The 26,617-nt window shown below is 62.0% G+C and carries 25 protein-coding genes; 13 read left to right on the plus strand and 12 right to left on the minus strand.

Features of this window, described 5'->3' with window-relative positions:
- Window positions 1-81: 81 nt before the first annotated feature.
- Window positions 82-918, minus strand: a complete 837-nt coding sequence (locus KGB24_RS24055; protein WP_008031920.1) for an IclR family transcriptional regulator — start codon at window positions 916-918, stop codon at window positions 82-84.
- A 242-nt stretch (window positions 919-1,160) separates the two neighbouring features.
- Here KGB24_RS24055 and KGB24_RS24060 point away from each other — a divergent pair, with 242 nt between their 5' ends.
- From KGB24_RS24060 to KGB24_RS24090, 7 genes are all read left to right on the plus strand, one after another.
- Window positions 1,161-2,180 (plus strand): ABC transporter ATP-binding protein, encoded by a 1,020-nt coding sequence (locus KGB24_RS24060; RefSeq protein ID WP_008031922.1) that lies wholly within the window; start codon window positions 1,161-1,163, stop codon window positions 2,178-2,180.
- The gene (locus KGB24_RS24065) at window positions 2,177-3,046 is read left to right on the plus strand and encodes an ABC transporter permease (protein ID WP_008041222.1); all 870 of its coding nucleotides are present in this window, start codon (window positions 2,177-2,179) and stop codon (window positions 3,044-3,046) included. The genes KGB24_RS24060 and KGB24_RS24065 overlap by 4 nt, the downstream gene beginning before the upstream one ends.
- Before the next feature lie 6 nt (window positions 3,047-3,052).
- Complete coding sequence (locus KGB24_RS24070) at window positions 3,053-3,847, plus strand: ABC transporter permease (RefSeq protein ID WP_223414968.1); 795 nt, start codon at window positions 3,053-3,055, stop codon at window positions 3,845-3,847.
- A gap of 7 nt (window positions 3,848-3,854) precedes the next feature.
- Window positions 3,855-4,145 carry a (2Fe-2S)-binding protein gene (locus KGB24_RS24075; RefSeq protein WP_223414970.1) on the plus strand — a complete coding sequence of 97 codons (291 nt, stop codon included), beginning with the start codon at window positions 3,855-3,857 and terminating at the stop codon, window positions 4,143-4,145.
- Between the two features lie 673 nt (window positions 4,146-4,818).
- On the plus strand, window positions 4,819-6,174 hold the full coding sequence (locus KGB24_RS24080) for an NAD(P)/FAD-dependent oxidoreductase (RefSeq protein ID WP_223414972.1): 1,356 nt from the start codon (window positions 4,819-4,821) through the stop codon (window positions 6,172-6,174).
- The gene (locus tag KGB24_RS24085; protein ID WP_223414974.1) at window positions 6,171-7,286 is read left to right on the plus strand and encodes an NAD(P)/FAD-dependent oxidoreductase; all 1,116 of its coding nucleotides are present in this window, start codon (window positions 6,171-6,173) and stop codon (window positions 7,284-7,286) included. Before KGB24_RS24080 ends, KGB24_RS24085 begins: the two co-directional genes overlap by 4 nt.
- An 18-nt stretch (window positions 7,287-7,304) precedes the next feature.
- Window positions 7,305-8,351 carry an ABC transporter substrate-binding protein gene (locus tag KGB24_RS24090; protein ID WP_223414976.1) on the plus strand — a complete coding sequence of 349 codons (1,047 nt, stop codon included), beginning with the start codon at window positions 7,305-7,307 and terminating at the stop codon, window positions 8,349-8,351.
- 130 nt (window positions 8,352-8,481) lie between these two features.
- On the opposite strand, the gene KGB24_RS24095 is transcribed toward KGB24_RS24090, so the two are convergent.
- The 7 genes from KGB24_RS24095 to KGB24_RS24125 form a co-directional block, all read right to left on the minus strand.
- Window positions 8,482-9,456, minus strand: a complete 975-nt coding sequence (locus tag KGB24_RS24095) for a spore coat protein U domain-containing protein (RefSeq protein WP_223414978.1) — start codon at window positions 9,454-9,456, stop codon at window positions 8,482-8,484.
- Window positions 9,453-11,813: a fimbria/pilus outer membrane usher protein gene (locus tag KGB24_RS24100; RefSeq protein WP_223414980.1), complete on the minus strand. Its 2,361-nt coding sequence runs from the start codon at window positions 11,811-11,813 to the stop codon at window positions 9,453-9,455. Before KGB24_RS24100 ends, KGB24_RS24095 begins: the two co-directional genes overlap by 4 nt.
- Window positions 11,814-11,866: 53 nt before the next feature.
- A complete protein-coding gene (locus KGB24_RS24105; RefSeq protein WP_223414982.1) occupies window positions 11,867-12,655 on the minus strand; it encodes a molecular chaperone in 789 nt (262 codons plus the stop codon).
- Between the two features lie 44 nt (window positions 12,656-12,699).
- Window positions 12,700-13,200 carry a spore coat U domain-containing protein gene (locus KGB24_RS24110; RefSeq protein ID WP_032828770.1) on the minus strand — a complete coding sequence of 167 codons (501 nt, stop codon included), beginning with the start codon at window positions 13,198-13,200 and terminating at the stop codon, window positions 12,700-12,702.
- 4 nt (window positions 13,201-13,204) lie between these two features.
- Entirely contained in the window at window positions 13,205-13,738 is a 534-nt protein-coding gene (locus KGB24_RS24115; protein WP_223414984.1) for a spore coat U domain-containing protein, read from the minus strand.
- Between the two features lie 20 nt (window positions 13,739-13,758).
- The gene (locus tag KGB24_RS24120; RefSeq protein ID WP_008029609.1) at window positions 13,759-14,283 is read right to left on the minus strand and encodes a spore coat U domain-containing protein; all 525 of its coding nucleotides are present in this window, start codon (window positions 14,281-14,283) and stop codon (window positions 13,759-13,761) included.
- A 106-nt stretch (window positions 14,284-14,389) separates the two neighbouring features.
- Window positions 14,390-14,878, minus strand: coding sequence for a spore coat U domain-containing protein (locus KGB24_RS24125; protein WP_223415014.1), 489 nt, complete (start codon window positions 14,876-14,878; stop codon window positions 14,390-14,392).
- 315 nt (window positions 14,879-15,193) lie between these two features.
- Here KGB24_RS24125 and zapE point away from each other — a divergent pair, with 315 nt between their 5' ends.
- Window positions 15,194-16,324 (plus strand): cell division protein ZapE, encoded by a 1,131-nt coding sequence (zapE, locus tag KGB24_RS24130; RefSeq protein ID WP_223414986.1) that lies wholly within the window; start codon window positions 15,194-15,196, stop codon window positions 16,322-16,324.
- 128 nt (window positions 16,325-16,452) lie between these two features.
- Here zapE and KGB24_RS24135 read toward each other — a convergent pair whose 3' ends face one another.
- On the minus strand, window positions 16,453-17,157 hold the full coding sequence (locus KGB24_RS24135) for a YebC/PmpR family DNA-binding transcriptional regulator (protein ID WP_008029612.1): 705 nt from the start codon (window positions 17,155-17,157) through the stop codon (window positions 16,453-16,455).
- A 219-nt stretch (window positions 17,158-17,376) separates the two neighbouring features.
- Here KGB24_RS24135 and KGB24_RS24140 point away from each other — a divergent pair, with 219 nt between their 5' ends.
- Complete coding sequence (locus KGB24_RS24140) at window positions 17,377-18,705, plus strand: type VI secretion system Vgr family protein (protein ID WP_223414988.1); 1,329 nt, start codon at window positions 17,377-17,379, stop codon at window positions 18,703-18,705.
- Here the strand turns inward: KGB24_RS24140 and KGB24_RS24145 are convergent, their stop codons facing one another.
- Window positions 18,706-20,103 carry an FAD-dependent oxidoreductase gene (locus KGB24_RS24145; protein WP_223415015.1) on the minus strand — a complete coding sequence of 466 codons (1,398 nt, stop codon included), beginning with the start codon at window positions 20,101-20,103 and terminating at the stop codon, window positions 18,706-18,708. It lies immediately after the preceding gene.
- Window positions 20,104-20,107: 4 nt separating this feature from the next.
- Window positions 20,108-21,433: an MFS transporter gene (locus KGB24_RS24150; RefSeq protein ID WP_008029615.1), complete on the minus strand. Its 1,326-nt coding sequence runs from the start codon at window positions 21,431-21,433 to the stop codon at window positions 20,108-20,110.
- Between the two features lie 267 nt (window positions 21,434-21,700).
- Between KGB24_RS24150 and KGB24_RS24155 the strand changes: the two genes are divergently transcribed.
- Entirely contained in the window at window positions 21,701-22,573 is an 873-nt protein-coding gene (locus KGB24_RS24155; protein WP_008029617.1) for a LysR family transcriptional regulator, read from the plus strand.
- 121 nt (window positions 22,574-22,694) lie between these two features.
- Here KGB24_RS24155 and KGB24_RS24160 read toward each other — a convergent pair whose 3' ends face one another.
- Window positions 22,695-23,555, minus strand: a complete 861-nt coding sequence (locus KGB24_RS24160) for a LysR substrate-binding domain-containing protein (RefSeq protein ID WP_223414990.1) — start codon at window positions 23,553-23,555, stop codon at window positions 22,695-22,697.
- 109 nt (window positions 23,556-23,664) lie between these two features.
- On the opposite strand from KGB24_RS24160, the gene KGB24_RS24165 reads away from it, so the two are divergent.
- The 3 genes from KGB24_RS24165 to KGB24_RS24175 all read left to right on the plus strand — a co-directional run bounded on the left by KGB24_RS24165 (window position 23,665) and on the right by KGB24_RS24175 (window position 26,538).
- A complete protein-coding gene (locus tag KGB24_RS24165) occupies window positions 23,665-24,774 on the plus strand; it encodes a 2-aminoethylphosphonate--pyruvate transaminase (protein ID WP_223414992.1) in 1,110 nt (369 codons plus the stop codon).
- Window positions 24,775-24,896: 122 nt separating this feature from the next.
- Complete coding sequence (gene phnX / locus KGB24_RS24170; protein ID WP_008040487.1) at window positions 24,897-25,724, plus strand: phosphonoacetaldehyde hydrolase; 828 nt, start codon at window positions 24,897-24,899, stop codon at window positions 25,722-25,724.
- Window positions 25,725-25,977: 253 nt separating this feature from the next.
- Window positions 25,978-26,538, plus strand: a complete 561-nt coding sequence (locus tag KGB24_RS24175) for a cytochrome b (RefSeq protein WP_223414994.1) — start codon at window positions 25,978-25,980, stop codon at window positions 26,536-26,538.
- Window positions 26,539-26,617: the final 79 nt, after the last annotated feature.

Genomic DNA, 26,617 nt, shown 5'->3' on the forward strand with positions numbered 1-26,617 from the left:
GCGGTGTATCAGTCACCATTGATTTGACTGACACACCGCCATCGCCAGCAAGCCGGCTCCTACAAGGGATTTGCGGTGTGTTCAGCTTTGGCCGAAGACTTGGGACGGTCGCCGCAACAACGGATCAAACGGATTGATCCGCGGCCCGATCAGCGCCGCTTCGCGCTTGAGCATCTCCACCACTGTCGGCAAGCGATCCGGGCCCAATCGGTCACTCACGGTGGCCACACTCAACGCCGCCACCGCTCGCCCCTCGCGATCCAGAATCGGCACCGCCACGCCGGCCATGCCTTGCAGCACGCCGGTGTTGCGCCCTGCATAACCAAGAGCGCGCACGTTCTCGACTTCCGAACGCAGGAACACCTCGTCATACAGGTGAAAATCCTTCAGCCGCGGCAGGTTGTAATGGATCACCGTGTCACGCTCCTCTTCCGGCAGGAACGCCAGGATCGCCAGACTGCCCTGGCCCACGCCCAGCGCCACCCGCCCGCCGATGTCGCCGGTAAAGGTGCGAATCGGAAACGGCCCTTCACTGCGGTCCAGGCAGATTGCATCAAACCCGCTGCGCGCCAGTAGAAACAAAGAATCCCCCAGCGAAGCCGACAACCGCAACAACGACGGCCGCACCAGTTCGCGCAGGTTTCCGGTATTGCCGGCACGCGCCGCCAGCGCAAAAAAATCCAGGCTCAGGCGATAGCGTTTGCTGCGAACGTCCTGCTCGACCATGCCCTCGTCCATCAGGCTGCGCAGCAAACGGTGCGTGGTCGGTTGCGACAAACCAATGCGCTGGGCCAGTTGCGTCACGCGCTCCCCGCCCTCGACGGTGTCACCCAGACTGCGCAGCACCGCAAACAACCGGGAGACCGCACCGACGCCGACTTCATTTTTGTTTTCATTCCGCTCAATGGAATCAGTCATGCCATTTCTCGACAATTAATTTACTCACCGAATGAAACTGAAAATAGTCATCGCTTCAGTGAAATAGGCCATTGAGCCCATCCTAGTCTTCGTCCTAATCTGCGTCCACAGGGGCGATTCGAACAACAGCGGCAGCCGACCCAAGTCGAGCGCCAACGCACCCCGCAACACCCTTTCGTATCTGCCCATACAAAAAAGCGCGACCTCAGGCCGCGCATAACAATCTCAGGTGGAGCGCAGTTATGGCTTTTGTGCAACTTGAAGGACTCGGCAAACGTTACGGCGACATCGATGCCGTCGTCGCCACTCACCTCTCGGTCGAGAAAGGCGAGTTCGTGTCCCTGCTCGGCCCTTCCGGCTGTGGCAAAACCACCACCCTGCAAATGATCGCCGGCTTCGTCGAAGTCACCAGCGGGCGCATTCTGCTGGACGGTCGCGACATCACCCACGCCAAACCCGCCAGCCGTGGCTTGGGCGTGGTGTTCCAGAGTTATGCGTTGTTTCCGCACATGACCGTCAAAGACAACGTCGCCTTCGGCCTGCGCATGCGCAAAGTGCCCAACGGCGAGTTGCAGCAGCGCGTGGATCGGGTGTTGAAACTGGTGCGTCTGGACCAGCACGCAGAACGTTACCCACGCGAACTGTCCGGTGGTCAGCGCCAGCGTGTGGCGCTGGCCCGCGCCCTGGTGATCGAGCCGCCGGTGCTGTTGCTCGACGAGCCGCTGTCCAACCTCGACGCCAACCTGCGCGAAGAGATGCAATTCGAGATCCGCCGCATCCAGCGCGAAGTCGGAATCACCACGTTGATGGTCACCCACGACCAGTCCGAAGCGCTGTCCATCAGCGACCGCGTGGTAGTGATGCAGGCCGGGCGCATCACCCAGATCGACGCGCCCTACACCCTTTACGAACATCCGCGCACCGAGTTCATTTCCGGCTTCGTCGGCAAGGCCAATCTGCTGCCCGGCGAACGAGACAGTGCGGGTGTGGTTCAGGTGCGCAGCGGTGGTGAACTGACCCTGAGCCTGCGTCCGGAAAAAATCGATCTGCGGGACAAGGATCACGGCCGCCTGCCAGGCAGGATCGTCAGCCGCTTCTTTCTCGGCAGCCAATGGTTGTACGGCGTTTCGACCAGCCTCGGCGAACTCAGCGTGGTGCGCCGCAACGACGGCTCGGCACCACTGAACGAAGGCACACCGGTCGGCCTCGACTGGGACACGGCGCTGCTGCGGGTGCTGAGTGTCGACGAGGTGTCGGCATGAGTACGCTCGTGGCTGTTCGCCAGGGACGTCAGGGCTACTTGTTGTCGGCACCGGCGCTGGCGCTATACGTCTGCCTGCTGGTGATCCCGCTGCTGCTGACGCTGGTGTTGTCGTTCAACGTCTTCGACTACAGCTCGGGCATCAACGGCGACGCCTACACCGTCGACCATTACAGCAGCCTGCTGGGTGATCCGTACTTCTACGAAATCTTTTTGCGCACGTTCTGGATCAGCGCCCTGACCACCCTGCTCTGCGTGGTGATCGGCGTGCCCGAGGCTTACATCCTCAGCCGCATGGGCGCGCCATGGCGTTCGATTTTCTTGATTCTGATCCTCACGCCGTTGCTGATTTCGGTGGTGGTGCGCGCCTTCGGCTGGAGCCTCTTGCTCGGCGCCGACGGTCTGGTCAACCAGACACTGCAAGCCTTCGGCGGCTCACCGATGAAGCTGTTGTACACGCCGTTCGCGGTGGTGATTGCACTGGTTCACGTGATGTTGCCGTTCATGATCATTCCGGTCTGGACCTCTCTGCAAAAACTCGACCCGGCCGCCGAACAAGCAGCGATGTCGCTGGGTGCCAGTCACTTCACGGTGATGCGCCAGGTGGTGCTGCCGCAAATCATGCCCGGCGTGTTGTCCGGAACGTTGATCGTGTTCGGCCTCGCGGCCAGCTCCTTTGCCATTCCCGGCCTGCTCGGCGGGCGCCGGATCAAGATGGTCGCCACGCTGATCTACGACCAGTACCTGTCGGAGCTCAACTGGCCGATGGGCGCCGCCATCGCCGTCGCTCTGCTGTTGCTCAACCTGCTGATCATGCTGTCGTGGAACCGGATGATCGAAGGCCGCTACAAGAAGTCATTGGGATAACTCGTCATGTCCAAGAACGCTCCTTTCGCCCTGCTGTTCCATACCCTGGTGGTGGTGTTCATGCTGGCGCCGCTGGTGGTGGTCTGCCTCGTGGCGTTCACCCCGGAAAACACCCTGAGTCTGCCGACCACGGAGTTTTCCCTGCGTTGGTTCCGCGCGGTGTTCGAGCGCGCCGACTTTGTCGATGCGTTTTACAACAGTCTGATTCTGGCGTTCTGCGCGGCCAGCCTGGCGACGTTGATTGCGGTGCCGGCGGCGCTTGCAATCACCCGTTTCGAGTTTCCCGGACGGGACTTTTTCAATGGCCTGTTTCTGTCGCCGATCATCATTCCGCATCTGGTGTTGGGCGTGGCACTGCTGCGCTTGTTTGCGCTGATGGGCGTCAACGGCAGCTTCGCCTGGCTGATCTTTGCTCACGTGCTGGTGATCACGCCGTATGTGCTGCGACTGGTGCTGGCCTCGGCCATTGGCCTGGATCGCAGCGCCGAACACGCGGCGCAATCGCTGGGTGCCGGGCGCTTCACGCTGTTCCGCCAAATCACCTTGCCGATGATTTTGCCGGGAGTCGCCGGGGGCTGGCTGCTGGCGTTCATCAACAGTTTTGACGAGGTGACGCTGTCGATTTTCGTCACCTCGCCGGCCACGCAAACCTTGCCGGTGCGCATGTACGTGTACGCCACTGAGTCCATCGATCCGATGATGGCGGCGGTGTCGGCCCTGGTGATCGCGCTGACTGCGCTGACGATGATTCTGCTTGATCGGGTCTACGGACTGGATCGGGTTCTGGTGGGTAAACAATGAGGGCGCCATGGCTCTGCTGAAACGACTGGCCGAAGGCGACCGCCCGGCCGTGAACTTTACCCTCGACGGCGCACCGGCCAGCGGGCTGCTCGGCGACACCGTGCTGACCGCCGTGCTGACCTGCAGCGAACACTTGCGCGGCAGCGATTTCAGCGCACAGCCCCGCGCCGGGTTTTGCTTGATGGGCGCGTGCCAGGACTGCTGGGTTCGCTTGGGCGATGGCCGGCGAGTACGCGCGTGCTCGACGCTGTTAGAAGCCGGTGAACACATCAGCCGCGAACCGGGGCGATCGCTATGAACACACATTACATCTCCCCAACCCAGATCCCCTGTAGGAGCGAGCCTGCTCGCGATCGCGGCGTATCAGCCAACATCGATGTTGAATGTGAGGCCCCCATCGCCGGCAAGCCAGCTCCTACAGGGGATCTGTGTCGAGCACAAAATTCGCGACCAACCCCAATCAACTGTAGGAGCCAGCTTGCTGGCGATGGCGGTGGGTCAGCCGACATGGATGTTGAATGTGAGGGCCTCATCGCCGGCAAGCCAGCTCCTACAGGGGATCTGTGTCGAGCACAAAATTCGCGACCAACCCCAATCAACTGTAGGAGCCGGCTTGCTGGCGATGGCGGTGGGTCAGCCGACATGGATGTTGGATGTGAGGGCCTCATCGCTAGCAAGCCAGCTCCTACAGGGGAGCTGTGTCGGGCACAAAATTCGCGACTAACCCCAATCAACTGTAGGAGCCAGCTTGCTGGCGATGGCGGTGTATCAGCCGACATCGATGTTGGATGTGAGGGCCCCATCGCCGGCAAGCCAGCTCCTACAGGGGATCTGTGTCGAGCACAAAATTCGCGATCAACACCAATCAACTGTAGGAGCCAGCTTGCTGGCGATGGCGGTGGGTCAGCCGACGTGGATGTTGAATGTAAGGGCCTCATCGCCGGCAAGCCAGCTCCTACAGGGGGTTGGGTATGAAGTCGGTGGTTGTTGTGGGGGCCGGGCCGGCCGGGATTCGTGCGGCGCAGACGCTGGTGGCGCATGGTGTGCGCCCGGTTTTGCTGGACGAAGCCGCGCGCGGTGGCGGGCAGATTTATCGGCGGCAGCCGGCGAACTTCAAGCGCTCGGCGGTCAAGCTGTATGGCTTTGAAGCGCGCAAGGCGAAGGCGTTGCATCAGACGATTGATGAGTTGCGCGAGCAGCTCGATTACCGTCCTGAAACCCTGGTGTGGAACGCCGAGGCCGGCGCACTCGACACCTTGCACGAGCAGCGCGCCGCACGCTTGGAGTTCTCTCGGGTGATTGTCGCCACGGGCGCCACCGACCGGGTTTTGCCGGTGCAAGGCTGGACGCTGCCGGGCGTCTACAGCCTCGGCGCTGCGCAGATCGCCCTGAAATTCCAGGGCTGCGCCATCGGTGAACGCGTGGTGTTCGCCGGCAGTGGACCGTTGCTGTATCTGGTGGCGTATCAATACGCCAAGGCCGGCGCGAACGTGATCGCGGTGCTCGACAGCTCGCCGTTCAGCGCCCAGGCCCGCGCCCTGCCCGATCTGTTGGCGCAACCGGCCACATTGGCCAAAGGCATTTATTACCGCAGCTGGCTGACCGCTCACGGCATCCCGGTGCATCAGGGTGCAACCTTGAAACGCATCGATGGCGAACACCGCGTGCAGTCGCTGCGTTGGTCCAACTCAAACGGTGAACATCAACTGGACTGCGACGCCGTGGCATTCGCCCATGGCCTGCGCAGTGAAACCCAACTCGCCGACTTGCTCGGCTGCGCATTCGCCTGGAACCCGCTCAACCGCGCCTGGCTGCCGCAGCGTGACAGCGCCGGTCGCAGCAGTGTCGCCGAGGTTTATCTGGCCGGCGACGGCGCCGGCATCATGGGCGCCGACGCGGCGGAAATGGCCGGCGAACGGGCCGCCCTCGCCTTGCTCGAAGACATGGGTCACGTGGTTGCGCCCAAACGTGGCGTGCAACTGGAGCAGGCACTTGAACGAATCGATAGCTTTCGCCAAGGCCTGGAACGCGCTTTCGTGTTTCCACAAAACTGGGCGGCCGATACGCCGGACGACGTGATGGTCTGCCGCTGCGAAGAAGTGCGCGCCGGTGACATCCGCGACGTCGTGCGCGAGGGCCATTGGGAAATCAACCGGGTCAAGGCCCATTGCCGGGTCGGTATGGGCCGCTGTCAGGGGCGCATGTGTGGCGCTGCCGCCGCAGAAATCATTGCCTGCGCCAGTCAGCGAAACGTCTCTGACATCGGCCGCCTGCGGGCGCAGGCACCGATCAAACCGTTGCCGTTTGGTCTGGAGGTCGAGCCATGATCGAGGTCGATGCAGTGATCATTGGCGGCGGCATTGTCGGTGCTTCCGCCGCGCTCTTCCTGAGCAAGGCCGGTCGTCGCGTGGCGCTGCTGGAGCGCGACTTTTGCGGCTCGCACTCCAGCGGCGTGAACTACGGCGGCGTGCGGCGTCAGGGTCGACCGTTGTCGCAACTGCCGCTGTCGCAACAGGCTCACGAAATCTGGGGGCAGTTGCCGCAGTTGATCGGCATTGACGGTGAATACCAGCGCAGCGGTCACTTGAAACTGGCGCGCAGCCTCAACGACCTGCGCGCATTGCAGGACTATGCCGCCAGCAGTCAGGGGTTCGGCCTCGATTTGCAGGTGCTTGATCGCCGTGAATTACGCACGCGTTTTCCGTGGGTCGGAGACGTCGCGGTCGGCGCTTCGTTTTGCCCGGATGACGGTCACGCCAACCCACGACTGGTTTCGCCCGCATTTGCCCGGGCCGCACAGCGCCACGGCGCGCAAGTCCACGAACAATGCGCGGTGAGCGCCGTGGAGCACGACGGTCAGCGCTTTCGGGTCAGCACGCAAAACGGTTTAGAGCTGCACTCCCCTTGGCTGTTGAACTGCGCTGGCGCATGGGCCGGCAGCCTTGCCGCGCAGTTCGACGAAGCGGTGCCGATGCACGCCGGGCACCCGGCGATGTTGGTCACCGAACCCTTGCCATGGGTGATGAACGCCAGCACCGGCGTCGAGGGTGGCGGGATTTATGCGCGTCAGGTCGCGCGCGGCAATTGCGTGTTGGGCGGCGGCCAGGGGTTTGCCCTCGACGGCGCGCGCGCCCGCCCCGGTCAACACGCGGTGATCGAAATCCTGCGCCAAGCCGTAGAGCTTTATCCGTTTCTTGAAGGCGCCCAGGCGATTCGTACCTGGAGCGGCACCGAAGGTTACTTGCCCGATCGCCAACCGGTGATCGGTCACAGTGGCACTCAACCCGGTCTGTTGCACGCGTTCGGCTTTGCCGGCGCAGGTTTCCAGATCGGTCCGGCGGTGGGCCAGGCGCTCACCGAGATCATCTGCAGCGGCGCCTCAACCACGTCGCTGGATGCGTTTTCCATCACCCGGTTTCACTCCATCTCCGTTGCTTGATAGAGGAAGGTCGCGCCAATGAATAACGTCAAACGCACTGCACTGCTCGGACTTTCGTGCCTGAGCGCCCTGCTCACGGTTACCCAGGCCCAGGCCGAACCGACGCTTTACCTCGGCATGAACGGCGGGACCATGGAACGGCTCTACGCCGACAAGGTGCTGCCGGTTTTCGAGAAAGCCAACAACGTCAAAGTGGTGATCGTGCCCGGCACGTCCGCCGATATTCTGGCCAAGGTCCAGGCCAGCAAAGGCAACCCGCAAATGCACGTGATGTTCCTCGACGACGGCATCATGTACCGCGCCATCGCCATGGGCCTGTGCGACAAACTCGAAGACAGCCCGACCCTGGCGCAGATTCCGGCCAAGGGCCGCATCAAGGACCAGGCCGTGGCAGTCAGCCTCGGTGTCACGGGGCTGGCGTACAACACGCGGTTGTTCAAGGAAAAAGGCTGGGCGACGCCGACCTCGTGGATGGACATGGCCGACCCGCGCTTCAAGGACAAACTGGTGTTCCAGTCGATGGCTTCTTCGACCTTCGGCCTGCACGGTTTCCTGATGTTCAACCGGATTCAGGGTGGCAGCGAAACCGACGTCGAGCCGGGCTTCAAGGCATGGCCGAACACCGTCGGGCGCAACGTGCTGGAATACATTCCGAGCTCGGCGAAGATTTCCGAAATGCTCCAGACCGACGAAGCGGCGCTGTTCCCGCTGACGCCAACCCAGGTCACCGCGCTGAAACTCAAAGGCATGCCGGTCGAATATGCACAACCGAAGGAAGGCGCAGTGGTGCTCAACGTTGCCGAATGCGCCATCGCCAACAACACCCAGCCGGAACTGGCGCAGAAACTCGCCGCGTTTCTGCTGACCCCCGAGGCGCAAGCCGCTGCACTTGAAGATGGCGATCAGATCCCGTCCAACCCGAACACCCCGACCACGGACAAAACCCGTGGCCAGGTCGAAGCGATGAAGCAGTATCTGACAACGGCAATTGCCATCGACTGGGACCAGGTCAACGAACAGCGCCCGACGTGGAATGCGCGGTGGAATCGTAGTATCGAGCGGTAGTTCACTATCGAGCCAACACAACAAAACCCTGTAGGAGCGAGCTTGCTCCGGGCGGCGCTCCGACGATGGTGTGTCAGTCGACATCAATGTGACTGATACACCATCGCGAGCAAGCTCGCTCCTACAGGGGCTAAAACCCCACATCCAGAATCACACTGTCCTGATACGTGCCCGCTGGCGGCGTGGTCTGGTCGGTGTAGATTTTCGCGTTGTAATTGAAGATCTGGCTCCCGGAGCCCAAACCGTTACCGGGATTGACCTCGGCATCGGAGCTGGCCCGGCGAGCACTGCCGACACTGCCCCAGCGGGTGGTGCCGGCGCTTTTGAAGATGTCATACGCCAGGTAATTACCACCGAAAGCCATCCGTCGTCGCCCGCCAACACTGGCTGCCTGCAGACCATCGCCCAGACCCACGGTGTAAGCGCTGCCCTTGGTGCAGGCGAGGCTGATGGTCTGGCCGGTAACCGGCGCAAAGGCACTGACGACCGGCGCGCTGCCGAAACTGATGTTAGGCGCGGTGATGGTGCAGTCATTGGCGACCGTCAGGGTGACGGTCATGCTGGTGGTGCCGCTGCTGATATCGCGCCCCAGGCAAACACTGCCGGCGCCAATGCCGGAGCAATAATTCCAGCTCCAGGCAATGCTCAAGGTCTCGGTATAGATACCCGCCGCCACGTTACTGCCCGTGATTGTCCCCAGATAAATCGGTGCGGTTTTCGGCACCACGCTGCCCAGCAGCCCCAGCGCATCAATGATCCCGTTGCGCGCGAAGTCGAAGGGCGTGCCACGTTCGATCGGGTAACTGGTGGTGTTGTTGGCATACAGCGTGTAACCGATGACGTCTCCGGTCGGCCCGAGCAGTCCGGTTTGAGTCGAGGTAATCGTTGCGTAGAAATGGTCATTGTTGGTCAGCAACGAGACCAATGAGCCGGTGCAACTCAAACCGGCGTTGAGGCTTGAACTGTTCTGCACGGCAATACGAACCGCAATCGAGCTCACCGAACCGAATGCCACCGCAGTGGCAGGGACCACCACCGAACACAACGCCCATGCCGAGCCCGGCAACCAGACCGCCAGCAGCACCAGCCATTTCACGGCACTCATTGGCACACCAACGGCCCGATCAGCGGAATCTGATCCTGATTCATGTCCACCGCGAACTGGACGCGGCAGGCTTTCCCGTCGGCCAGTGTCACCTGCAATGTGTTCTGCGCCTGAAGATTTTCCAGGTACACCAGACCGTCCCATCCGACCACCGTTTGCGTGCCGCTCTGCTCATGCACGACACCGCTGCCCAGAGGCAGCTCTCGCTGCTGCGCATCCACCAGGACGATGCTCGCGGCGATCACCCGGCTCAATGGAAACGTCAGCAAATAACCGCTGCCACGGCGCACGGCAATCCGCTGTTCGACGTTCGGGCTGCGCACGTTGGCCGGCAGGTTCAGTGGATCGATCTCGTACTTGCCGCGGTAATAGGCGCTGCTCCACGGCACCAGCAGGTGGCCATTGCGATCAGTCTGGCCGACCTGCTGGTTTTCGTAGCGCACCGGAATATCGGCGTAACCATCGGTGCTGACCACCACAAAGGCATCGTCGATGCGGTTGGCGGCAAACACCTGGCGGTCCATCCACACCAGCGATCCGCTGGCATCGGCCCAACGGGTTTCGGCGTCGCTGTTGCCGTACACACCGGCCTGCAATTGCACCGACTGCAGGCGCCAGGTCAGGTCGGCCTGACGATAGGCCGGGCCGTCGCCGTGGGCATAACCGAGGTTGAACCCCACCCCGCCTTCAGTCGGCACGGCGCGACTGTAATTGACCCGCTGCTGGCTCTGCCCGGTCTTGCTGCGCTCACTGCTGAGTGCCAGGCTGCCGCGCAAGTCGAACGGGATCACCAGTTGCGCCTGCACCGCCCAGTTGCTGTCGCCGATTTCGCGGTTGGCCGACAGGTAGAAACTGCTGTTGTGCCATAGCGGTTTGCTCCAGGTCAGGTTGAGCAAACGGGTGCGTGAATCATCCGCCGCGCGCACGTCGAAATACCCGACGCCGAGGCTGCCCCAGGCATTGAGATTCAGGCTCAGGGTCGCCTGTTCGCTGCGTTTGCTGAGGGTGGTGAAAGGACTGTCGACCACGGTCAGATCGGCGTATTGGTCGCGACGTTGCAGGCGTTGATAAGAGAAGCTGTAGCGCTGGCTGCTGTATTGATAACCCAGGCTCAGTTGTTGACCGCTGTCGCCATCGAACCGGCTTTGGCTGAGTGCGGTATTGAGCACCCCGAAATTGCCCAGGCGCAGGTTGCCGCCGACACCGCCGAGGGTCAGTGAGTCCGATGCTTCGGCGTGGCTTTCCAGGGTGAAGTTGTCGCTCAGGCCGTAGCGCAGACTGCCCGATGAGACACCGGGACCGTAACCGAAATCGCTGATGCCGTAATCGCGGCGCAAGGTACCGGCCGCCACGGAAAAGTCGCTCAGGCCTTTTTGCAGCAAACTGCTGGTGACGTAAAACGGCACGGTGGTCGAGACCTGCCGACCGAGGGCATCGGTGGTGACTACCACGGCTTCGCCGGCGCCATTGATGAACGGAATATTGGTCAGCGTGTAGGGGCCAGGTTGCAGGTCGGCGCTGCTGGATTTGTAGCCGTTGATGAACAGGTCGACCGAGGATGGCACCGCCGCTTCCCCGGCAAACTGCGGCAACGGATAAGTCACCAGGTCCGGGCGCACGCCGAAATCCCGCGACAGCTGAACCCCGCCCAGGCGCACCGAACTGCTCCAGGGCAATGCGCCGCTGACCAGGTCACCGGCCTCGTAGGTCAGCAATCGCTCGTCATCGGAGTAGCGCCAGGTGGTGTCGTAACGCAGGTAGCCATTGTTCAGCGTACTGACCGAATCGCCGGACAACGTGCGCCGGTATTGCCCGGTGTTGGACAGCGTGCCCCAGCTGTCGAACAGTCGCACTTCGTTCCAGGCCGCGAGGTAAGTGCCGGCATCATCGGTGTCGTTGAGGTAAAGGTCGTAGTTGAACAAGGCACCGAAACTGCTCAGGGCCGGAGTGCGCGGGTAGGCGTCGCGATTGCCGACGAATTGCTCCGGCAGCCAGCTGGGCGGTACGTCGAGCAGCAGGCGCTGACCGGCGCTGTCGTACTCACTGTGCAGGCCCGACAGGCTGTCGAGGTCGACTTCGGTGCCGAGGGTGTCCGGCAGTTTCATACCGGTGTCACGCAACGCGTTGGCCGACAGGAAAAGCCGCCCGTTGCGTTGCTCCACCGCCACGACGTGTCCGGTATTCATTTGATTGACCACCAATTCCAGAAACAACTGCGCATCAGCCACGGCCTCCATGCTGCCGGGTGGCGGCGGCAAATCACCGGCCTGGGACGGGTGAGCGAACGCCAGGCAACCCACACAGCTCATGGCGCAGATCAACGGACGCTGGAAACTGCGGGCCCGATGCGGGCTCATTACCGCTTTACGTCCGTCGATGGACCCTGCCTCCCTTTCCCGTCAGTTGCAGATCAGCGCGCGGGCGTAATGCTTTGTACCTGCGGCGAACCATTTACCCGCACCTGCAACGCCGGGTCTTGCGCCATCGGACCGGGCGCCGGCCAGCGCATGATCGCGCCCGGCAGCACATAACCGAGCAGGCCTTCCACCAGAGGTTTTGTCTGGCCTCCCTGCTTCAGCGCAACGTCCGTCAACCGCGCATGCACCGCCCCCTGATTGCGCACTTCCACATAAGGGCGACCGTCCACCGCCACCGTGCGCCAGCTCAAATCCGGCAGCCCCGCGCCTTTGGGATCACGCTTGCGACTGGTGTCTTCCTTGCTCCACAGCCCCGCGCCGTAAGCAAACAACGGCACCGAATAACGCATCTGGAACCGAATGGCCGCCGCCGTCTTGCCACTTTCGCCGGCGGGCGCAGTGGCCGAGGGGATTTCATCGATGATGATGCGATAAGCCAGCTCCTGCCCCGTCGGGATCTCCCGGGTGCGGGTCAGGCGCACCAGTTGTTTCTGGCCCGGTTCGATTTTCGCCACCGGCGGGCTGCCGATCACGTCGCGCTGGTTCTGGTATTGGTCGTTGAAACCGCTTTGGCTCCAGGCGAACACCCGGATCTGCAAATTCGCAGTCTCGTTGCCACGGTTTTCCAGCCACAAGGCACTGGCCTGCTGATCGGCCTCCAGCACGGGATCGATCGGCCAGATCAGCACCGAACTGGCCGCCTGCACCTTGACCGCCCCCAACAGCAGCATCGCCAACACTGCCTGACGCACAACAGAATGCCGCCGCGCGGGTAAATCCATTTGCCTACTCCTTGTGCCTGTCAGGCCCGATCAAAAACGCCGCGTTACCACGACAGCTGCACTTGCAGCACATCGCTGTAAGTCCCCCCAGGCTGATTGCCCGGTAACTGCACCTGACCGTAAATCGGCAGGCGGATGTTGTTTGCGTCCGTATATGCCACCGCGACGCTCTGGCCGATCCCCAGGCTTTGGCTGTAAGCCGCGTCGCGAAACAGCTGGTACGAAACGCGGTTGCTGCCGGTGGTCAGCTGCAGGTGTCGCCCGCTGCTGTTGTACTGGCCGCCATCGACGGTCATGTTCATGGTCACGCCCGGTGTGCATTGCAGCTGTACATCCCCCGTCAGGGCCACTTGCACCGTGCCGGTGGCCAGCGCCGATTGGCTGCCGTAATTCAGGCTGCCGTAGTTCGACACCCCGCCGACCACCAGACAACCCGCAGTGACCGTGGCGCTGACCAGGAAACTCTGGCTGGTCACCGCTGCCAGCGGCAACGGCACACCGGCCGCGCACAACAGCGCCATCGCCACCCATCCATGGCGGTTCATCGCCCTAGAACGTCAGTTCGACGGAAATCGTGTCGCTGTAAGTACCCGCCGGCAGCCCGGCCTTGCCCTTCGCCTGACCGTAGATGTTCACGGTCTGCGCCACGCCGGTGCTGGGGTCAAGGTTGATCACCCCGTCAATGGCTAAAAGCTGCGAGTGCCCGGAATCGGTGTACAAGTCGTACGGCACGTAGTTGGCGACACCGTCGTACAGCGCGCGAGAACCGCCCGCCGACAGTCCGTCGTGGGCACCGGCACGCACCTTGACCGTTGGCGTGGTGCCGCTGGAGCAGAGGATCGACAGCGCCACGCCACCGCCCATGACTTGTGCATCTTTCGTGGTGAACAGGCTGTTGTCGGTGCCGAAGTTCAAGGCACCAAAGTTCAGCCCGCTGGAGCCACCCGCACCATTTACCTGACAGCTGCTGATCAGAATCAGGCTGGCAGAGATCTGGCCGGTGACCGTGGTGGCCGCCTGCGCGCCGGACACCAGCGTCAGGCCAAGCAGTGACAAAGCTATCCTTGATACGAGCATGCGCATGGTGTCCGTCCTCTACGGGTTTACCAATCGAGCGTCACGGTCAGGGTGTCGGTATAGACCCCGGCCGGTATCGCGCGGGTATTCGCCACCACCGAGCCAAACACCGGAATCGGTATCTGGGCCCCGCTGGTGACGGCGAAGTTGTGTTGTTGGCCGATGCTGTAGCTCTGGCTTCCGGATGCATCGAGGAACAATTGATAAGGCAGGGTCTGGCTGCCGTTGCTCAGGCGCCGGGTGGTGCCGTCACCATGGGTGCCGCCATCGATGGTGACGGTGAAGCCGGTGACCGAAGGGGTGCAGGCGACGTTCAATCTGCCGCGACCGTCAGCACCGAGGCGGGCTTTGATCGGGTTGGTCCAGGTCGGGCCTTGCTGGCCGAAATCCAGCGTGCCGAAATCACTGACCGGGCTGCCGCCATTGGTCACTTCACAACCGGCGATGATGGTCAGTCGCGCATGGATCTGCCCGCTGATCGCCGCTTGCGCGCCCCCCGTCAGCAATACCCCTGCACCCACGGCCATCAATATCCAGAGTTTGCTTGTCATAACGCCAATCCCAATTCCATCAGGACTCCAGAACCCAGGCGCACAACGAGGAGCGCCCCCTTCCCTGCGCCAGCCGAATCCATTGGCGGCAGTTACACAGTTGCCGCTACCAGGTGACGGTCACTTTCAACAGGTCGGAATAGCGACTGACCCGGGGAATTTCCGCCAGCGGTTCGATGCGTGCATACAACGGTAAATCGACTGAACCGGTATCCGGCACACGGCCGCTCACCGGGACGTCCACCGCCAGCGGGATCAACCGCGCGGGGTCCTGATAGAGCCGATAGGGAATGGGTTTGCTGCCGGCGGAACCGGCCATGTAGCGCGTGTCACCGACGCCACCGTGCAGGCCGCCGTCGACCCGGAGTTGATAAGGGGTGTCGGGATTGCATTCGAGTCGGGGCAGGCGCTCGTTCATCAGCGCCGCCGCCAAAGGCCCGGCGGGATCGTCCAGGCGCGCGGTATTGCCGAAGTCCAGCACCCCCAGTTGCTCGACGCCCGCGCTGCGTTGCTGGCCGACCAACTGACAGCCGCGCAGCACGTCGACACGCACTTGCACCTGAAGTTCTGCGGCCGATACTTGCGCACTGAGCATCACGCCCAAGACTGCCCATGCATTGATTCCATTCACGGCCGATTCCTTGTGGGGGGGCTTCTAAAAAATCAGATTAGCAACGCCCCGAAGATTTTCCAGTGGCCCGAAAAAATTGGATCCACCGAAGGAATGAGCTTTTATGTCGAATTGCTGGCAAAACCCCACAACCCCTACGCCCAATAAGCTGTACACACCGCACAATTCCGTCCAACTACACCCCACGCCCGTCGACACAACTGGAAGCAAATTTCCCCATTTGGTTACACTAGGCCGCCGCAGCTCGGGGAGCCTGCCTGACGATTACGGGGTGACACAGTGGCCGTTCGACCGCCCAACCGTTCGCGATTCACACCACGCTGGCCCGCGCTGCGCCGTCTCTTCGGCAAGGCATCGACCACCTCCGCCGCTCATTCAGCGATGGGGCGCGTGGTCCACGACTATTTCCGGCACAAGGCCCACGCACAGGGTTACACCCTCAGCCACAGCCAGCAGCGCGTGGTCGACTGCATGGCGCAGCACGCTGCGGCACTGCTCGGCACTTCGGCGAAAACGCTGCCGGGCCTGTATCTGTACGGCGCCGTGGGGCGTGGCAAGAGCTGGTTGCTCGACGGCTTTTTCCAGGCGCTGCCGATCGCGGAAAAACAGCGCCTGCACTTCCACGAGTTTTTCGCTCGACTGCACCAAGGCATGTTCAGTCATCGCGAACACCCGGATGCGCTGGCGACGACGCTCGACGACTTGCTGAACGATTGCCGGGTGCTGTGTTTCGACGAGTTTCACGTCCACGACATTGGCGACGCGATGCTCATCGCGCGGCTGTTCAAGGCTCTGTTTCGCCGAGGCATTCTGCTGCTGGTGACCTCCAACTACCCGCCTGAGGGCTTGCTGCCAAACCCGCTCTACCACGCGCGCTTCAAACCGGTGATCGACCTGATCAATGCGCGCATGCAAGTCATGGAAGTCGGCGGCCCGCACGACTATCGCAGTCAGGCGAGAACCCACGCCCAGCAGTTGTTTACCCAGGGTCACTACGTCTGGCCGGCTACGTCGGCGCAACGTCAGGCACTGAACCTGCCCGAGCCCGATGCGCCGTCCATTCCTTTGCCCGTCGGCAACCGGCATCTTCCAGCCCGTTATTGCGCAGGACGCACCATCGGTTTCACCTTCGGCGATCTGTGCGACCACCCCACGGCGGTCATGGATTACCTGGAGCTGTGCCGACGTTTCGACCACTGGATCATCGATAAACTGCCCAACCTCGCCGACTGCTCGATTGCCGCGCAGCAGCGTTTCATCAATCTGGTGGACGTTCTGTACGACCAGGACAAGCACCTGATCCTGCTCGGCCACCGTTCGTTGCGCGAAAGCCTGGGCGGCGATGCCATTGACCTGGCGCGCACGCGCAGCCGGTTGGGGCAATTGGTGGAGGTCAGGGAGACGGTCTAACAGAGGGATTGTCGGCGCAGTGAACTCCGTCTTCGCGAGCAAGCCCGCTCCCACATTTGACCTGTGTACGAAGGACCAAAATGTGGGAGCGGGCTTGCTCGCGAAGGCGGTATCACTGAAGAAGCAAATTACCCAGCCAGACCGACAAACATGTCCTGCACATCATCGTGGTTGTCGAGGCCTTCCAGGAACGCTTCAACCTCAGCCATCTGCTCGTCGCTCAGGCCGCTGACCGGGTTTTTCGGCTTGTAGCCCAGCTTCGCCGACAACACGGTGAAACCCTGCTCAGGCAAGGCTTTCTGCACCGAATCCAGATCGGTCGCTTCGGTGATGAACAGGGTGGCGCCGTCATCGGCAGGTTCGAAATCCTGTGCGCCGGCTTCGATAGCGGCCATTTCCGGATCGGCATCCGGGCTGTCCGGGGACGCCTCGATCATGCCCACATGGTCAAAGTCCCACGCAACGGAACCGGAGGCGCCGAGCTGACCCTTGCGGAACGCGACGCGGATTTCAGCGACGGTACGGTTGATGTTGTCGGTCACGCATTCAACGATCAGCGGCACCTGGTGCGGCGCGAACCCTTCGTAGGTCACGCGATGGTATTGCACGGTTTCACCGAGCTGGCCGGAACCCTTCTTGATCGCACGTTCCAGGGTTTCGCGGGGCATCGACGCCTTTTTTGCCTGTTCGACCACCAGACGCAGGTGTGCGTTGGTGGCGGTATCGGCACCGTTACGCGCAGCAATGGTGATTTCTTTCACCAGTTTGCCGAAGATCTTGCCCTTGGCGTTGGCTGCCGCTTCTTTGTGTTTAACCTTCCACTGTGCGCCCATTACTCACTCTCTTATCTATGGCGCCGAGACATCTATTGGCCGACGCTTTGCGCAAGTTTATACGGCCTAAAGTTGGCAATCGACCAAAAAATCCATCCTGTCGAATCGACTTCTTCACCGCTGGTTGTAGGGCGATTCTGAAACGTCGATTTGCGGTGACCATAAAGGGCCACGGTTTCGTACCCTCTGTGCCCGTACTCCCTGGCAGAAGCGCGATCGATGCACAACGACAAGGAAAGTCCCTTCACCCTGACACTGCTGGACGCCGATTTGAGTTGGCAGGTGGTTCAGTTCAGTGGCCATGAAGCGCTCAACCAACCCTATCGATTCGATATCGAAGTGATCGGCCTGTCACCGGCGATGAGCCCGGATCGCCTGTTGCAACAACCGGTGTTCCTCAGTCTGACGCAAGGCCTTGGTATTCATGGCGTCGTCCACAGCGTCAGCCACGAACATCGCGGCCCGCACTGGATCGGGTACAGGCTGGTGGTGGTGCCCTGGCTGCAAAACCTCGACCGGCAGCGTTGCCGCCGGGTGTTTCATCAACTCAATGTGCCAGCGATCCTGCGCCAGTTACTCGCAGAAAACTCAGTGCCCGAAGACAGCTATCGTTTTGAGCTGCCGAACGGGCGCTATCCCGTCAGGCCGTTTTGCATTCAGTTTGACGAGAGCGACCTGACGTTCCTGCAACGCCTCTGCGAAGAAGAAGGCATCCACTATCACTTCGAACATCAATGCGACGGCCATGTGCTGGTGCTCGCGGATGACTGCCTGAGTTTCCCCCAGGAACCGCTGCTGACGCCGTTTCATGGCGACACACCCGGGCACGCGAACGGGCCGGTGATCAACGAACTGTTCCAGCGGCACACCTCGCCGCCACTCTGCGCGCACCCCGCCCCGCCACCGCTCGATCGCGAACGGCTCAGCCGCCGGATACTCGAGCGCTTGCGCTGTCTGCATCGGCAGATACAGGGTCAAAGCAATCACAGCGAATTGCGCAGCGGACGCATCGTGCAAGTGTCGGAACATCCGTTGCAGAACTTCAACGATCAATGGCTGCTGACCGAGCTCCGTCATCAGGGACAGCAACCGTCGATTCTCGCCCCGGCCACCTCCGACATGAGCCGGCGTTACAGCAATCAGTTCACCGCCATTGCGTGGTCAACGGTGTTCCGCCCCGCGCTGACACACGCCAGGCCCGGCATTCCGGGCTTCCAGACGGCGCGGGTGCTCGGCCCGGTCGGCCAGCCTGCGGTGCTGGATGAACAAGGCCGGATACAGGTCAGGTTGTGGCCCACCCCGGAGTCCGATGACGATGAATCCCCCGGCCTTTGGCTGCCCCTGGCTCTCGCCACAGCGGACGGTCGGATCGATCCGTCGAAGCTGCCGGTCGCCGGCACCGAGGTGCTCATCAGTTTTCTCGACAGCGATCCGGACCGTCCGGTGTTGTGCGCGACGGCGAGCCATCCGCCAGCGCCTCGAACCACCCGACAACCACGCGGCGATGACCGGCTGCTGCTCGATTGGCTGATCAACCGTCAGGCCTGATCAGCCCTTGTCCGCCTTGCCCGCTGCCGCCGCGAATTTTGCCAGGCGCACGTCCAGATGCCGTGGCCGACGCCCGTGATCTTCGGCACGCTCCTTGCGGCGGATGGCGTTGCGCACCATCAGCGAACCGAGGTAGCGAATCGGCTCCGGCGGAAAGAAGCCCAAGGGACCGTTGACCAGCGGTGAACGGGTCCAGGCATTGTCGAGCCCCTGAACCATTGAAGCGAGAATCTGCCCGCCCATGTGACAGGGCCCGACCCCGCTGCCGGAATAACCGAAGCCGTAGAACACATTCCCGTGGGCGCTCATCTGGCCGAAGAACGGTAAACCGGTGACCGAGCGATCCGACGGACCGTTCCACGTCGCTTCGACTTTGACCTCGGCAAACGCCGGAAAAAACTCGCTGAGGCTGTGCTGCAACAGGCCTGCATAGGGCGACGGCTGATCGAACACCGGCAGCATTCGGCCACCGTAAGCGAACGTGTTGCCGCCCTTGCCGAGCATGATCCGGCCGTCCGGGGTGTTGTGGTAGTAGTGCACGAAAATCCGTGAATCGAGCACCGTGACACCGCTGGTCAATCCGATCTGGTCGAGCAGGTCCGGCCGTGGTTCGGTGATCAGCATGTCGCTGGAGACAATCGCCACACTGCGCTCGAACTGCGGGAACGCGCGGGCCATCCACGCGTTCATCGCCAGCACCACCCGGTCCGCGCGGACAGTGCCGTGCGGGGTCTGGATCCCTGCCGGTTTGCCCTCCTCCAGTCCGGTCATCGCGGTGTTCTCATGAATCCTCACGCCCAACTGCAACGCCACCCGGCGCAAACCGCGCACCAGTTTGCCCGGTTGCACGCTGGCGGCGGCCGGTGAGAACCAGCCTTCCAGGTGTTTTCGGGAACCGGCCATGCGCTGCACATCCGCCACCGGCCGTTGCGTGAACGAGTTGATGCCGTGGCGTTCGAGCGCTGCGATCACCGCGTCGGTCGAGCCGCATTGGGCGCGGTTGGTCGCGGTGTAGAGCGTGCCGTCGAGGCGGTAATCGGCGTCCACGCCGTACTGTTCGCAGAAGATGCCGATCGCATGGATACTGCGCTCGGATTCCTTGACCAGCCGCACCGCCTCTTCGACGCCGAACAACCTTTCCAGGGTGAAATACTTGGCCGACCACGACAGCGCACAACCGCCGTTGCGGCCGCTGGCGCCGGCACCGCAGATGTCGGCTTCGATCAGCAACACATCCAGTTCCGGGTTCTGCTCCTTGAGCATGATCGCGGTCCACAAACCGGTGTAGCCACCGCCGACGATGCAGACATCGGCACGGGTGTCGCCGGGCAAAGGTTCGCACGGCGCGCACGACTCAGCCGCCAGCGCCTGTTCCAGCCAGAAAGGTCTCATCGGTATTTCCTCAGGTACGCAGGGGTTTGACGCTCATCGGCCGGTTCGGCACGAATGCAGTTTCGCCACGCAGGCCAGCCGGGCGGCTATTCCAGTAGGGGATCAGCACCAGCGCTGAAAACAAGGCGCAGCCGGCGAAGATTATGAATACGGTGACCGAGTCGAAGTAGCCCGGCAGCAAACCGCCGAGAATCGCCCCGACCGAGCCGCAACCGTTGACGAAGCCCGCCGACGTGGCGCCGGCCTTGGCGGTGCCGAAATCGATGGCCGCCGCGCCGCTGATCATCGAGTCCGGTCCGTACAGGGTCAGGCCCATCACGAACAGCAGCGCCACCACCAGCATCACACTGCCGGTGTGCAAGGCGCCCATGAACAACGCCAGCGAAATGGTCAATGCAAGCAAACTGATCACGCAGGCCGGCATGCGTCGGGCGCCGAACAGTTTGTCCGAGGCCAGCCCGAGCAGGATCGGCCCAAGCAACCCGGCCAGTTCGAACGCCGTCGGGATGATCGCCGCACCGACCTTGCCCACGGTTGGCATCTGCTCGAAAACGATCACCGGGCCCCACAGCAGAATCGCGTAGCGCGCCGGTTTCAGCAGGAAGTACGCGAGCCCGAGAACCAGCACCGTGCGGTTGCGCAGGATTTCCTTCAACGGCTCCAGCACGCTGATCTTGCTTTGCGCATGCGCCTCTTCGGCGGTCATCTCTGGTTCCGGTTCGATCGCTGGCAAGCCAACGTCTTGCGGTTTGTTGCGTTGCAAAATAAAAAACAGCACGGCGACCAGCCCAACCACCGCCGCACTGGAAAAGAACGCCGCATGCCAGCTACCGATGAGCGTGTACGCCCACCAACCGGCAAACGGCGACGCCACGAGCCCGCCAAAGGCATAGCAGGAACTCCACAAACCCAGCACTCGCCCGCGCTGTTCAGCGGGGAAGAAACTGCCGATGTTCTTGCACAGCCCAGACCATCCGGTGGACTGGGCCAGCCCTTGAATCAGCATGCAGGTGGCGAAAATCGGTAACGTTGCGAAGCTGCCCATCACCAGCGCAGCCGCAGCAGAAATCAGCAAGCCGCCGAGCACCACGACCCGTGGGCCAAAGCGGTCGGCGAGGATGCCCCAGGTGAATTGGCCGATGGCGTAGGCCGCGAGGTAGATGGCGTCGAGGTTGGCCATGGCCATTTTGTCGAGCATGAAGGTGGGGTCTTCGGCGATCCCCAGTTTGGCCACGGAAAAGGCTTTGCGGGTGAAGTAGAAAGCGGCGTAGGCGAGCCAGGTGATCGCGAAGATCTGCACGCGCCAACGCTTGATGGTGCCGATGTGCTTGTTCATTGTGGTTCTGACCTCAGGGTGTGAGTGTGCCGGCAGAATTGGAAGAAAACGCCTGTGTTTTTATTGTTGAGCACTGCGATATCGCTGCGTCCCTTTGGCGATACCGGTCAGATGAGTCCTGCTGTTGCACGCGCAGGCTCATGGTCACGGAGGCTGTTCGACTGACCAGTCACCGCGACTGGAGCCGATAAAAACAATTACTGATTAATAAGTGAAATCGATTTATCGTATTTCCAATATAAGCCCAGCTTGTTACTGGAGGTTTCGATGTCGGTTTCCCACGCCCAGCTCAAAGCCTTCCATGCCGTGGCTGTTCACGGAAGCTTCACCAAAGCCGCCGAGCGGCTTTTTCTCACGCAACCGGCGATTTCCGACCAGGTGCGCAAGCTCGAAGAGCGCTTCGGGGTTTTGCTGTTCCATCGCAACAAACGGTCGGTGCGCCTGACCGATCTGGGTGAGCGCTTGTTGAGCATTACCCAGCGATTGTTCGTCATCGAAGCCGAGGCGCAGGAGTTGCTTCAAGACTCGCAGGCGTTGCAGACCGGCAGCCTGATTCTGGCGGTGGACGCCCCGGTGCATGTGCTGCCGCAGATCGCGCGGTTCTGCGAGCGCTACCCCGGCATCAGCGTGAAGATCGAAACCGGCAACACTGATGAATCGCTGTTTCGGCTGTTCAACTATCAGGCTGACCTGGCGTTGCTCGGGCGCGATGTCAGCGATGAACGATTGATCTCGCTGCCGCTGCGCAATGACCCGATGGTGGCGTTTGTTTCGCGCAATCATCCGTGGGCCGACCGCGAGTCGATCTGCCTCGCGGACCTCGACGATACGCCGCTGGTGCTACGGGAAATCGGCTCGGTGACGCGTCAGACACTGGAAGAGGAAATGGCCGGCGCCGGGTTTCGGATTCGCCCGGCGATTCAGGTCGAAGGCCGGGAGGCGGCGCGTGAGGCTGTGGTCGTGGGGATTGGGGTGGGGGTGGTCTCGGCGGCGGAGTTTGGTGCGGATTCGCGGGTGTGTGCGTTGCCGATCACCGACTGCAAGCGGCGGCTGACGGAAACGCTGGTGTGTTTGCGCGAGCAGAGTTCGCGACGGGTGGTGGCGACGTTTCTGGAGATGGTGCGCGAGAGTCTGGTGTAGACCCTTCTGGCCCCATCGCGAGCAGGCTCACTCCCACAGGGTTTTGTGTTTGCCGCTTGCCTTGTGTACGACACAAAACCTGTGGGAGTGAGCCTGCTCGCGATGGCTGCGCCTCGGTTTATCAGTTGGGCGCCAACTCGAAAAACGCCTGAATCAAGCGCAAATCCCGCCGCCGCTCCATGCACCCGATCATGTGCCGGTTCACCAATCCCTCGCCAATAATCGGCACCGCCGCCACCCGTGGGTCATGGCTGACCTCCACCGACGACACCACGCCAACCCCCAACTGTGCCGCGACGGCCTCGGTCACCGCCTCGCGACTGTCCAGTTCCAGCAACACCCGAGGGCTCACCTTCGCCTGAGCGCAAGCGTCATCGAACGTGCGTCGGGTAATCGAACTCGGTTCGCGCAACACCATGATGACCTGATCCAGTTCCTTCAGCGGCACCCCTTTCGAACGCTGCGCCCAAGCATGCCCCTCAGGCACCAGCGCACAAATCCGCGACTCGCTCAGCGCCTGCAAATGCAAACCCTTGCGCGGCTCAACTTCGGTCAGCACCGCTACATCGGCATGTTCCGACAACAGCGCCGCCAGGGTTTCCTGCGCATTGCCCAGGCGCAGGTTCACGGTGATCCCCGGATACCGCGCGCGCAGGCTCGCGAGCATCGGCATGACCATGTGCGGCCCGTCCGCCGCCACTTCCAGACGCCCGGTGAGCAATTGCCGATTGGCCTCCAGCATCACTTGCGCTTCTTCGGCCAGACCAAACATCGCCCGGGTGATCGCGGCGAGTTTGGTGCCCTCCTCCGTCAGTTCCACCCGCCGCGCGGTGCGCCGCAGCAAGGTGATCTGGTAGTGCTCCTCCAACGCCTTGATGTGCCCGGTGACCGCCGGTTGGCTGATGAACAGCCGTGCGGCGGCCCGGGTGAAGCTGCCCTCGCGGGCCACCGCATCGAAGGCGCGGAGCTGGAACAGGTTCATGAATAACCCTCACTGATGGCTGGCATAACAACAAACAATTTGATTGATAGCACGGCAAATTGCAATTTAAGCCCCGTAGCTTCATCCCATCGATTGCGAGGACACGAGAATGAGTACTGCCGAACCCATCCTGCTCACCCCCGGCCCGTTGACGACGTCGGCCCGCACCCGTCAGGCGATGATGGTCGACTGGGGTTCATGGGATGACCGCTTCAATCAACTGACCGCCAGCCTCTGCGAGCAACTGCTGGCGATCATCAACGGCGGCGACAGTCACCACTGCGTGCCCCTGCAAGGCAGCGGCACCTTCGCCGTCGAAGCGGCAATCGGCACGCTGGTGCCTCGCGACGGCAAAGTCCTGGTGCTGATCAACGGTGCCTACGGCAAACGCCTGGCGAAAATCTGCGAAGTGCTCGGCCGCGCCTTCAGCACCTTTGAAACCGCCGAAGACGAACCGACCACCGCCGCTGACGTAGACCGTCTGCTGCGGGCCGATGCCAGCATCACCCACGTCGCGCTGATCCACTGCGAAACCAGCACCGGCATCCTCAACCCGCTGCCGGAAATCGCCCAGGTCATTGCGCAACACGGCAAACGCCTGATCATCGACGCCATGAGCTCCTTCGGCGCGCTGCCGGTGGATGCGCAACAGGTGCCGTTCGACGCGCTGATCGCCGCCTCGGGCAAATGCCTGGAAGGCGTACCGGGGATGGGGTTTGTCTTCGCTCGCAAAGACGCGCTGGCAAATGCCGCCGGCAACTCGCACTCGCTGGCGATGGACCTGTTCGACCAGCACACCTACATGGCCAAGACCGGCCAATGGCGCTTCACCCCGCCAACCCACGTGGTCGCGGCGCTGCACGAAGCCCTGCTGCAATACAACGAAGAAGGCGGTTTGCCGGCGCGGCATCAGCGCTACGCCGACAACTGCAAAGTGTTGCTCGATGACATGGCCGGACTCGGCTTGCGCAGCTTCCTGCCTGCCGCGATCCAGGCGCCGATCATCGTCACATTCCACGCACCGAAAGACCCGCGTTACCAGTTCAAGGAGTTCTACGAACGCGTCAAGGCCAAGGGTTTCATCCTCTATCCCGGCAAATTGACTCAGGTCGAAACCTTCCGCGTCGGCTGCATCGGCCACGTCAACCAGGCCGAGATGCACGCGGCGGTGGCGGCGATTGCCGAAGTGCTGCGCGAGATGGAAGTGCTCGAAATCTGAACCACAGACACCGCCGTCCCTGTAGGAGCGAGGCTTGCCCGCGAACACAGGCGACGCGGTCTGTCCGACAAACCTCGTCATCGTTCTTCGCGGGCAAGCCTCGCTCCTACAGGATCAAAAAAATGAACTACGCAAACCCAACCAAACTGCAAGCCGCCATCCTCGACTGGGCCGGCACCGTGGTCGACTTCGGCTCCTTCGCCCCAACCCAGATTTTTGTCGAGGCCTTCGCCGAATTCGACGTCCAGGTCTCCATCGAAGAAGCCCGTGGCCCGATGGGCATGGGCAAGTGGGATCACATCCGTACCCTGTGCGATCAGCCGGCCGTCGCCGAACGTTATCGCAAGGCCTTCGGCCGCACGCCGACCGACGATGACGTCACTGCGATTTACCAACGCTTCATGCCGCTGCAAATCGAAAAAATCGCCGAGCACTCGGCGCTGATCCCCGGCGCGCTGGAGACCATCGCCAACCTGCGTGCGCAAGGGATCAAGATCGGTTCCTGCTCCGGCTACCCGAAACAGGTCATGGACAAAGTGGTCGAACTCGCCGCCACCAACGGCTACGTCGCCGATCACGTGGTCGCCACCGATGAAGTGCCCAACGGCCGTCCATGGCCGGCTCAGGCACTGGCCAACGTGATCGCCCTGGGCATCGACGATGTCGCCGCGTGCGTGAAGATCGACGACACCGTGCCAGGCATTCTTGAAGGTCGTCGCGCCGGCATGTGGACCGTGGCGCTGATCTGCTCGGGCAACGCGCTGGGCCTGGACTACGAAGGTTATCGCGCCCTCGGCAGTGACGAGCTGGACAGCGAACGCAAGCGCATCCACGCACTGTTCGAAGGCTCGCGCCCGCACTACATGATCGACACCATCACCGATTTGCCGGCCGTGATCGCCGACATCAACCAGCGGCTGGCCAACGGCGAGATGCCGCAAACCAACTGATCCCCGCATTCCCCCCGTAGGAGCGAGGCTTGCCCGCGAAGGCGTCTGAACATTCAACATGGATGTCGGCTGATAGGACGCCTTCGCGGGCAAGCCTCGCTCCTACAGAGGGAATTGTGTTTTTTTGCTCAATCACCTGACTTAGAGCATTGAACCGCCAATGGCTTGAGGCAAACCGTGCGAAACAGGCTTACAGTTAACGCACACCGTCGACCAAGAACGGTGGCCTGACCCGACCTGTGAGGAACGCCGTATGCCCTGGAAGAACTCCGACTCACGCTACAGCACCGTGTCGATCACGCTGCATTGGTTGATGCTGGTGTTGCTCGCGGTGGTTTACGCCAGCATCGAATTTCGCGGAATCTTTCCCAAAGGCAGTGGTGGCCGAACGCTGATCGTTGAAGCGCATTTCATGCTCGGTCTGACGGTGTTTGTGCTGGTGTGGTTGCGGCTGTTCGCACGCAGCTTCGGCCCGGCGCCGCAGATCTTCCCCGCTTCGCCGCACTGGCAGACCGTGCTGGCCAAATTGATGCACTGGGCGTTGTACCTGTTCATGATCGCCATGCCGATTCTGGGTTGGCTGGTCACCAGCGCCAAGGGGCATCAGGTGATGTTCTATGGCATTGATCTGCCGATGCTGCTGTCAGAGGACAAGGAGTTGGCCAAGCAAATCGAAGGCTGGCATGTACTCGGCGGCACCATCGGTTACTGGCTGATCGGGCTGCACGCCGTGGCGGGGATTTATCACCACTATGTGGTGGGCGACAACACCCTGCTGCGGATGATGCCCAAACGCGTAAACCGTGATACCTGAAAACAACGCGCCCCCCCCTGTAGGAGCGAGCCTGCTCGCGATGGTGTGTCAGTCGACACCTTTTTAACTGACACACCAT

The sequence above is a fragment of the Pseudomonas sp. BF-RE-25 genome, from assembly GCF_019956105.1.
In the GTDB taxonomy this organism is placed as follows: domain Bacteria; phylum Pseudomonadota; class Gammaproteobacteria; order Pseudomonadales; family Pseudomonadaceae; genus Aquipseudomonas; species Aquipseudomonas migulae.

Coding starts and splice junctions, on each gene's coding strand:
- KGB24_RS24055 (WP_008031920.1), bottom strand. CDS start 918: ATGACTGATTCCATTGAGCGGAATGAAAACAAAAATGAAGTCGGCGTC.
- KGB24_RS24060 (WP_008031922.1), top strand. CDS start 1,161: ATGGCTTTTGTGCAACTTGAAGGACTCGGCAAACGTTACGGCGACATC.
- KGB24_RS24065 (WP_008041222.1), top strand. CDS start 2,177: ATGAGTACGCTCGTGGCTGTTCGCCAGGGACGTCAGGGCTACTTGTTG.
- KGB24_RS24070 (WP_223414968.1), top strand. CDS start 3,053: ATGTCCAAGAACGCTCCTTTCGCCCTGCTGTTCCATACCCTGGTGGTG.
- KGB24_RS24075 (WP_223414970.1), top strand. CDS start 3,855: ATGGCTCTGCTGAAACGACTGGCCGAAGGCGACCGCCCGGCCGTGAAC.
- KGB24_RS24080 (WP_223414972.1), top strand. CDS start 4,819: ATGAAGTCGGTGGTTGTTGTGGGGGCCGGGCCGGCCGGGATTCGTGCG.
- KGB24_RS24085 (WP_223414974.1), top strand. CDS start 6,171: ATGATCGAGGTCGATGCAGTGATCATTGGCGGCGGCATTGTCGGTGCT.
- KGB24_RS24090 (WP_223414976.1), top strand. CDS start 7,305: ATGAATAACGTCAAACGCACTGCACTGCTCGGACTTTCGTGCCTGAGC.
- KGB24_RS24095 (WP_223414978.1), bottom strand. CDS start 9,456: ATGAGTGCCGTGAAATGGCTGGTGCTGCTGGCGGTCTGGTTGCCGGGC.
- KGB24_RS24100 (WP_223414980.1), bottom strand. CDS start 11,813: ATGAGCCCGCATCGGGCCCGCAGTTTCCAGCGTCCGTTGATCTGCGCC.
- KGB24_RS24105 (WP_223414982.1), bottom strand. CDS start 12,655: ATGGATTTACCCGCGCGGCGGCATTCTGTTGTGCGTCAGGCAGTGTTG.
- KGB24_RS24110 (WP_032828770.1), bottom strand. CDS start 13,200: ATGAACCGCCATGGATGGGTGGCGATGGCGCTGTTGTGCGCGGCCGGT.
- KGB24_RS24115 (WP_223414984.1), bottom strand. CDS start 13,738: ATGCGCATGCTCGTATCAAGGATAGCTTTGTCACTGCTTGGCCTGACG.
- KGB24_RS24120 (WP_008029609.1), bottom strand. CDS start 14,283: ATGACAAGCAAACTCTGGATATTGATGGCCGTGGGTGCAGGGGTATTG.
- KGB24_RS24125 (WP_223415014.1), bottom strand. CDS start 14,878: ATGCTCAGTGCGCAAGTATCGGCCGCAGAACTTCAGGTGCAAGTGCGT.
- KGB24_RS24135 (WP_008029612.1), bottom strand. CDS start 17,157: ATGGGCGCACAGTGGAAGGTTAAACACAAAGAAGCGGCAGCCAACGCC.
- KGB24_RS24140 (WP_223414988.1), top strand. CDS start 17,377: ATGCACAACGACAAGGAAAGTCCCTTCACCCTGACACTGCTGGACGCC.
- KGB24_RS24150 (WP_008029615.1), bottom strand. CDS start 21,433: ATGAACAAGCACATCGGCACCATCAAGCGTTGGCGCGTGCAGATCTTC.
- KGB24_RS24155 (WP_008029617.1), top strand. CDS start 21,701: ATGTCGGTTTCCCACGCCCAGCTCAAAGCCTTCCATGCCGTGGCTGTT.
- KGB24_RS24160 (WP_223414990.1), bottom strand. CDS start 23,555: ATGAACCTGTTCCAGCTCCGCGCCTTCGATGCGGTGGCCCGCGAGGGC.
- KGB24_RS24165 (WP_223414992.1), top strand. CDS start 23,665: ATGAGTACTGCCGAACCCATCCTGCTCACCCCCGGCCCGTTGACGACG.
- phnX (WP_008040487.1), top strand. CDS start 24,897: ATGAACTACGCAAACCCAACCAAACTGCAAGCCGCCATCCTCGACTGG.
- KGB24_RS24175 (WP_223414994.1), top strand. CDS start 25,978: ATGCCCTGGAAGAACTCCGACTCACGCTACAGCACCGTGTCGATCACG.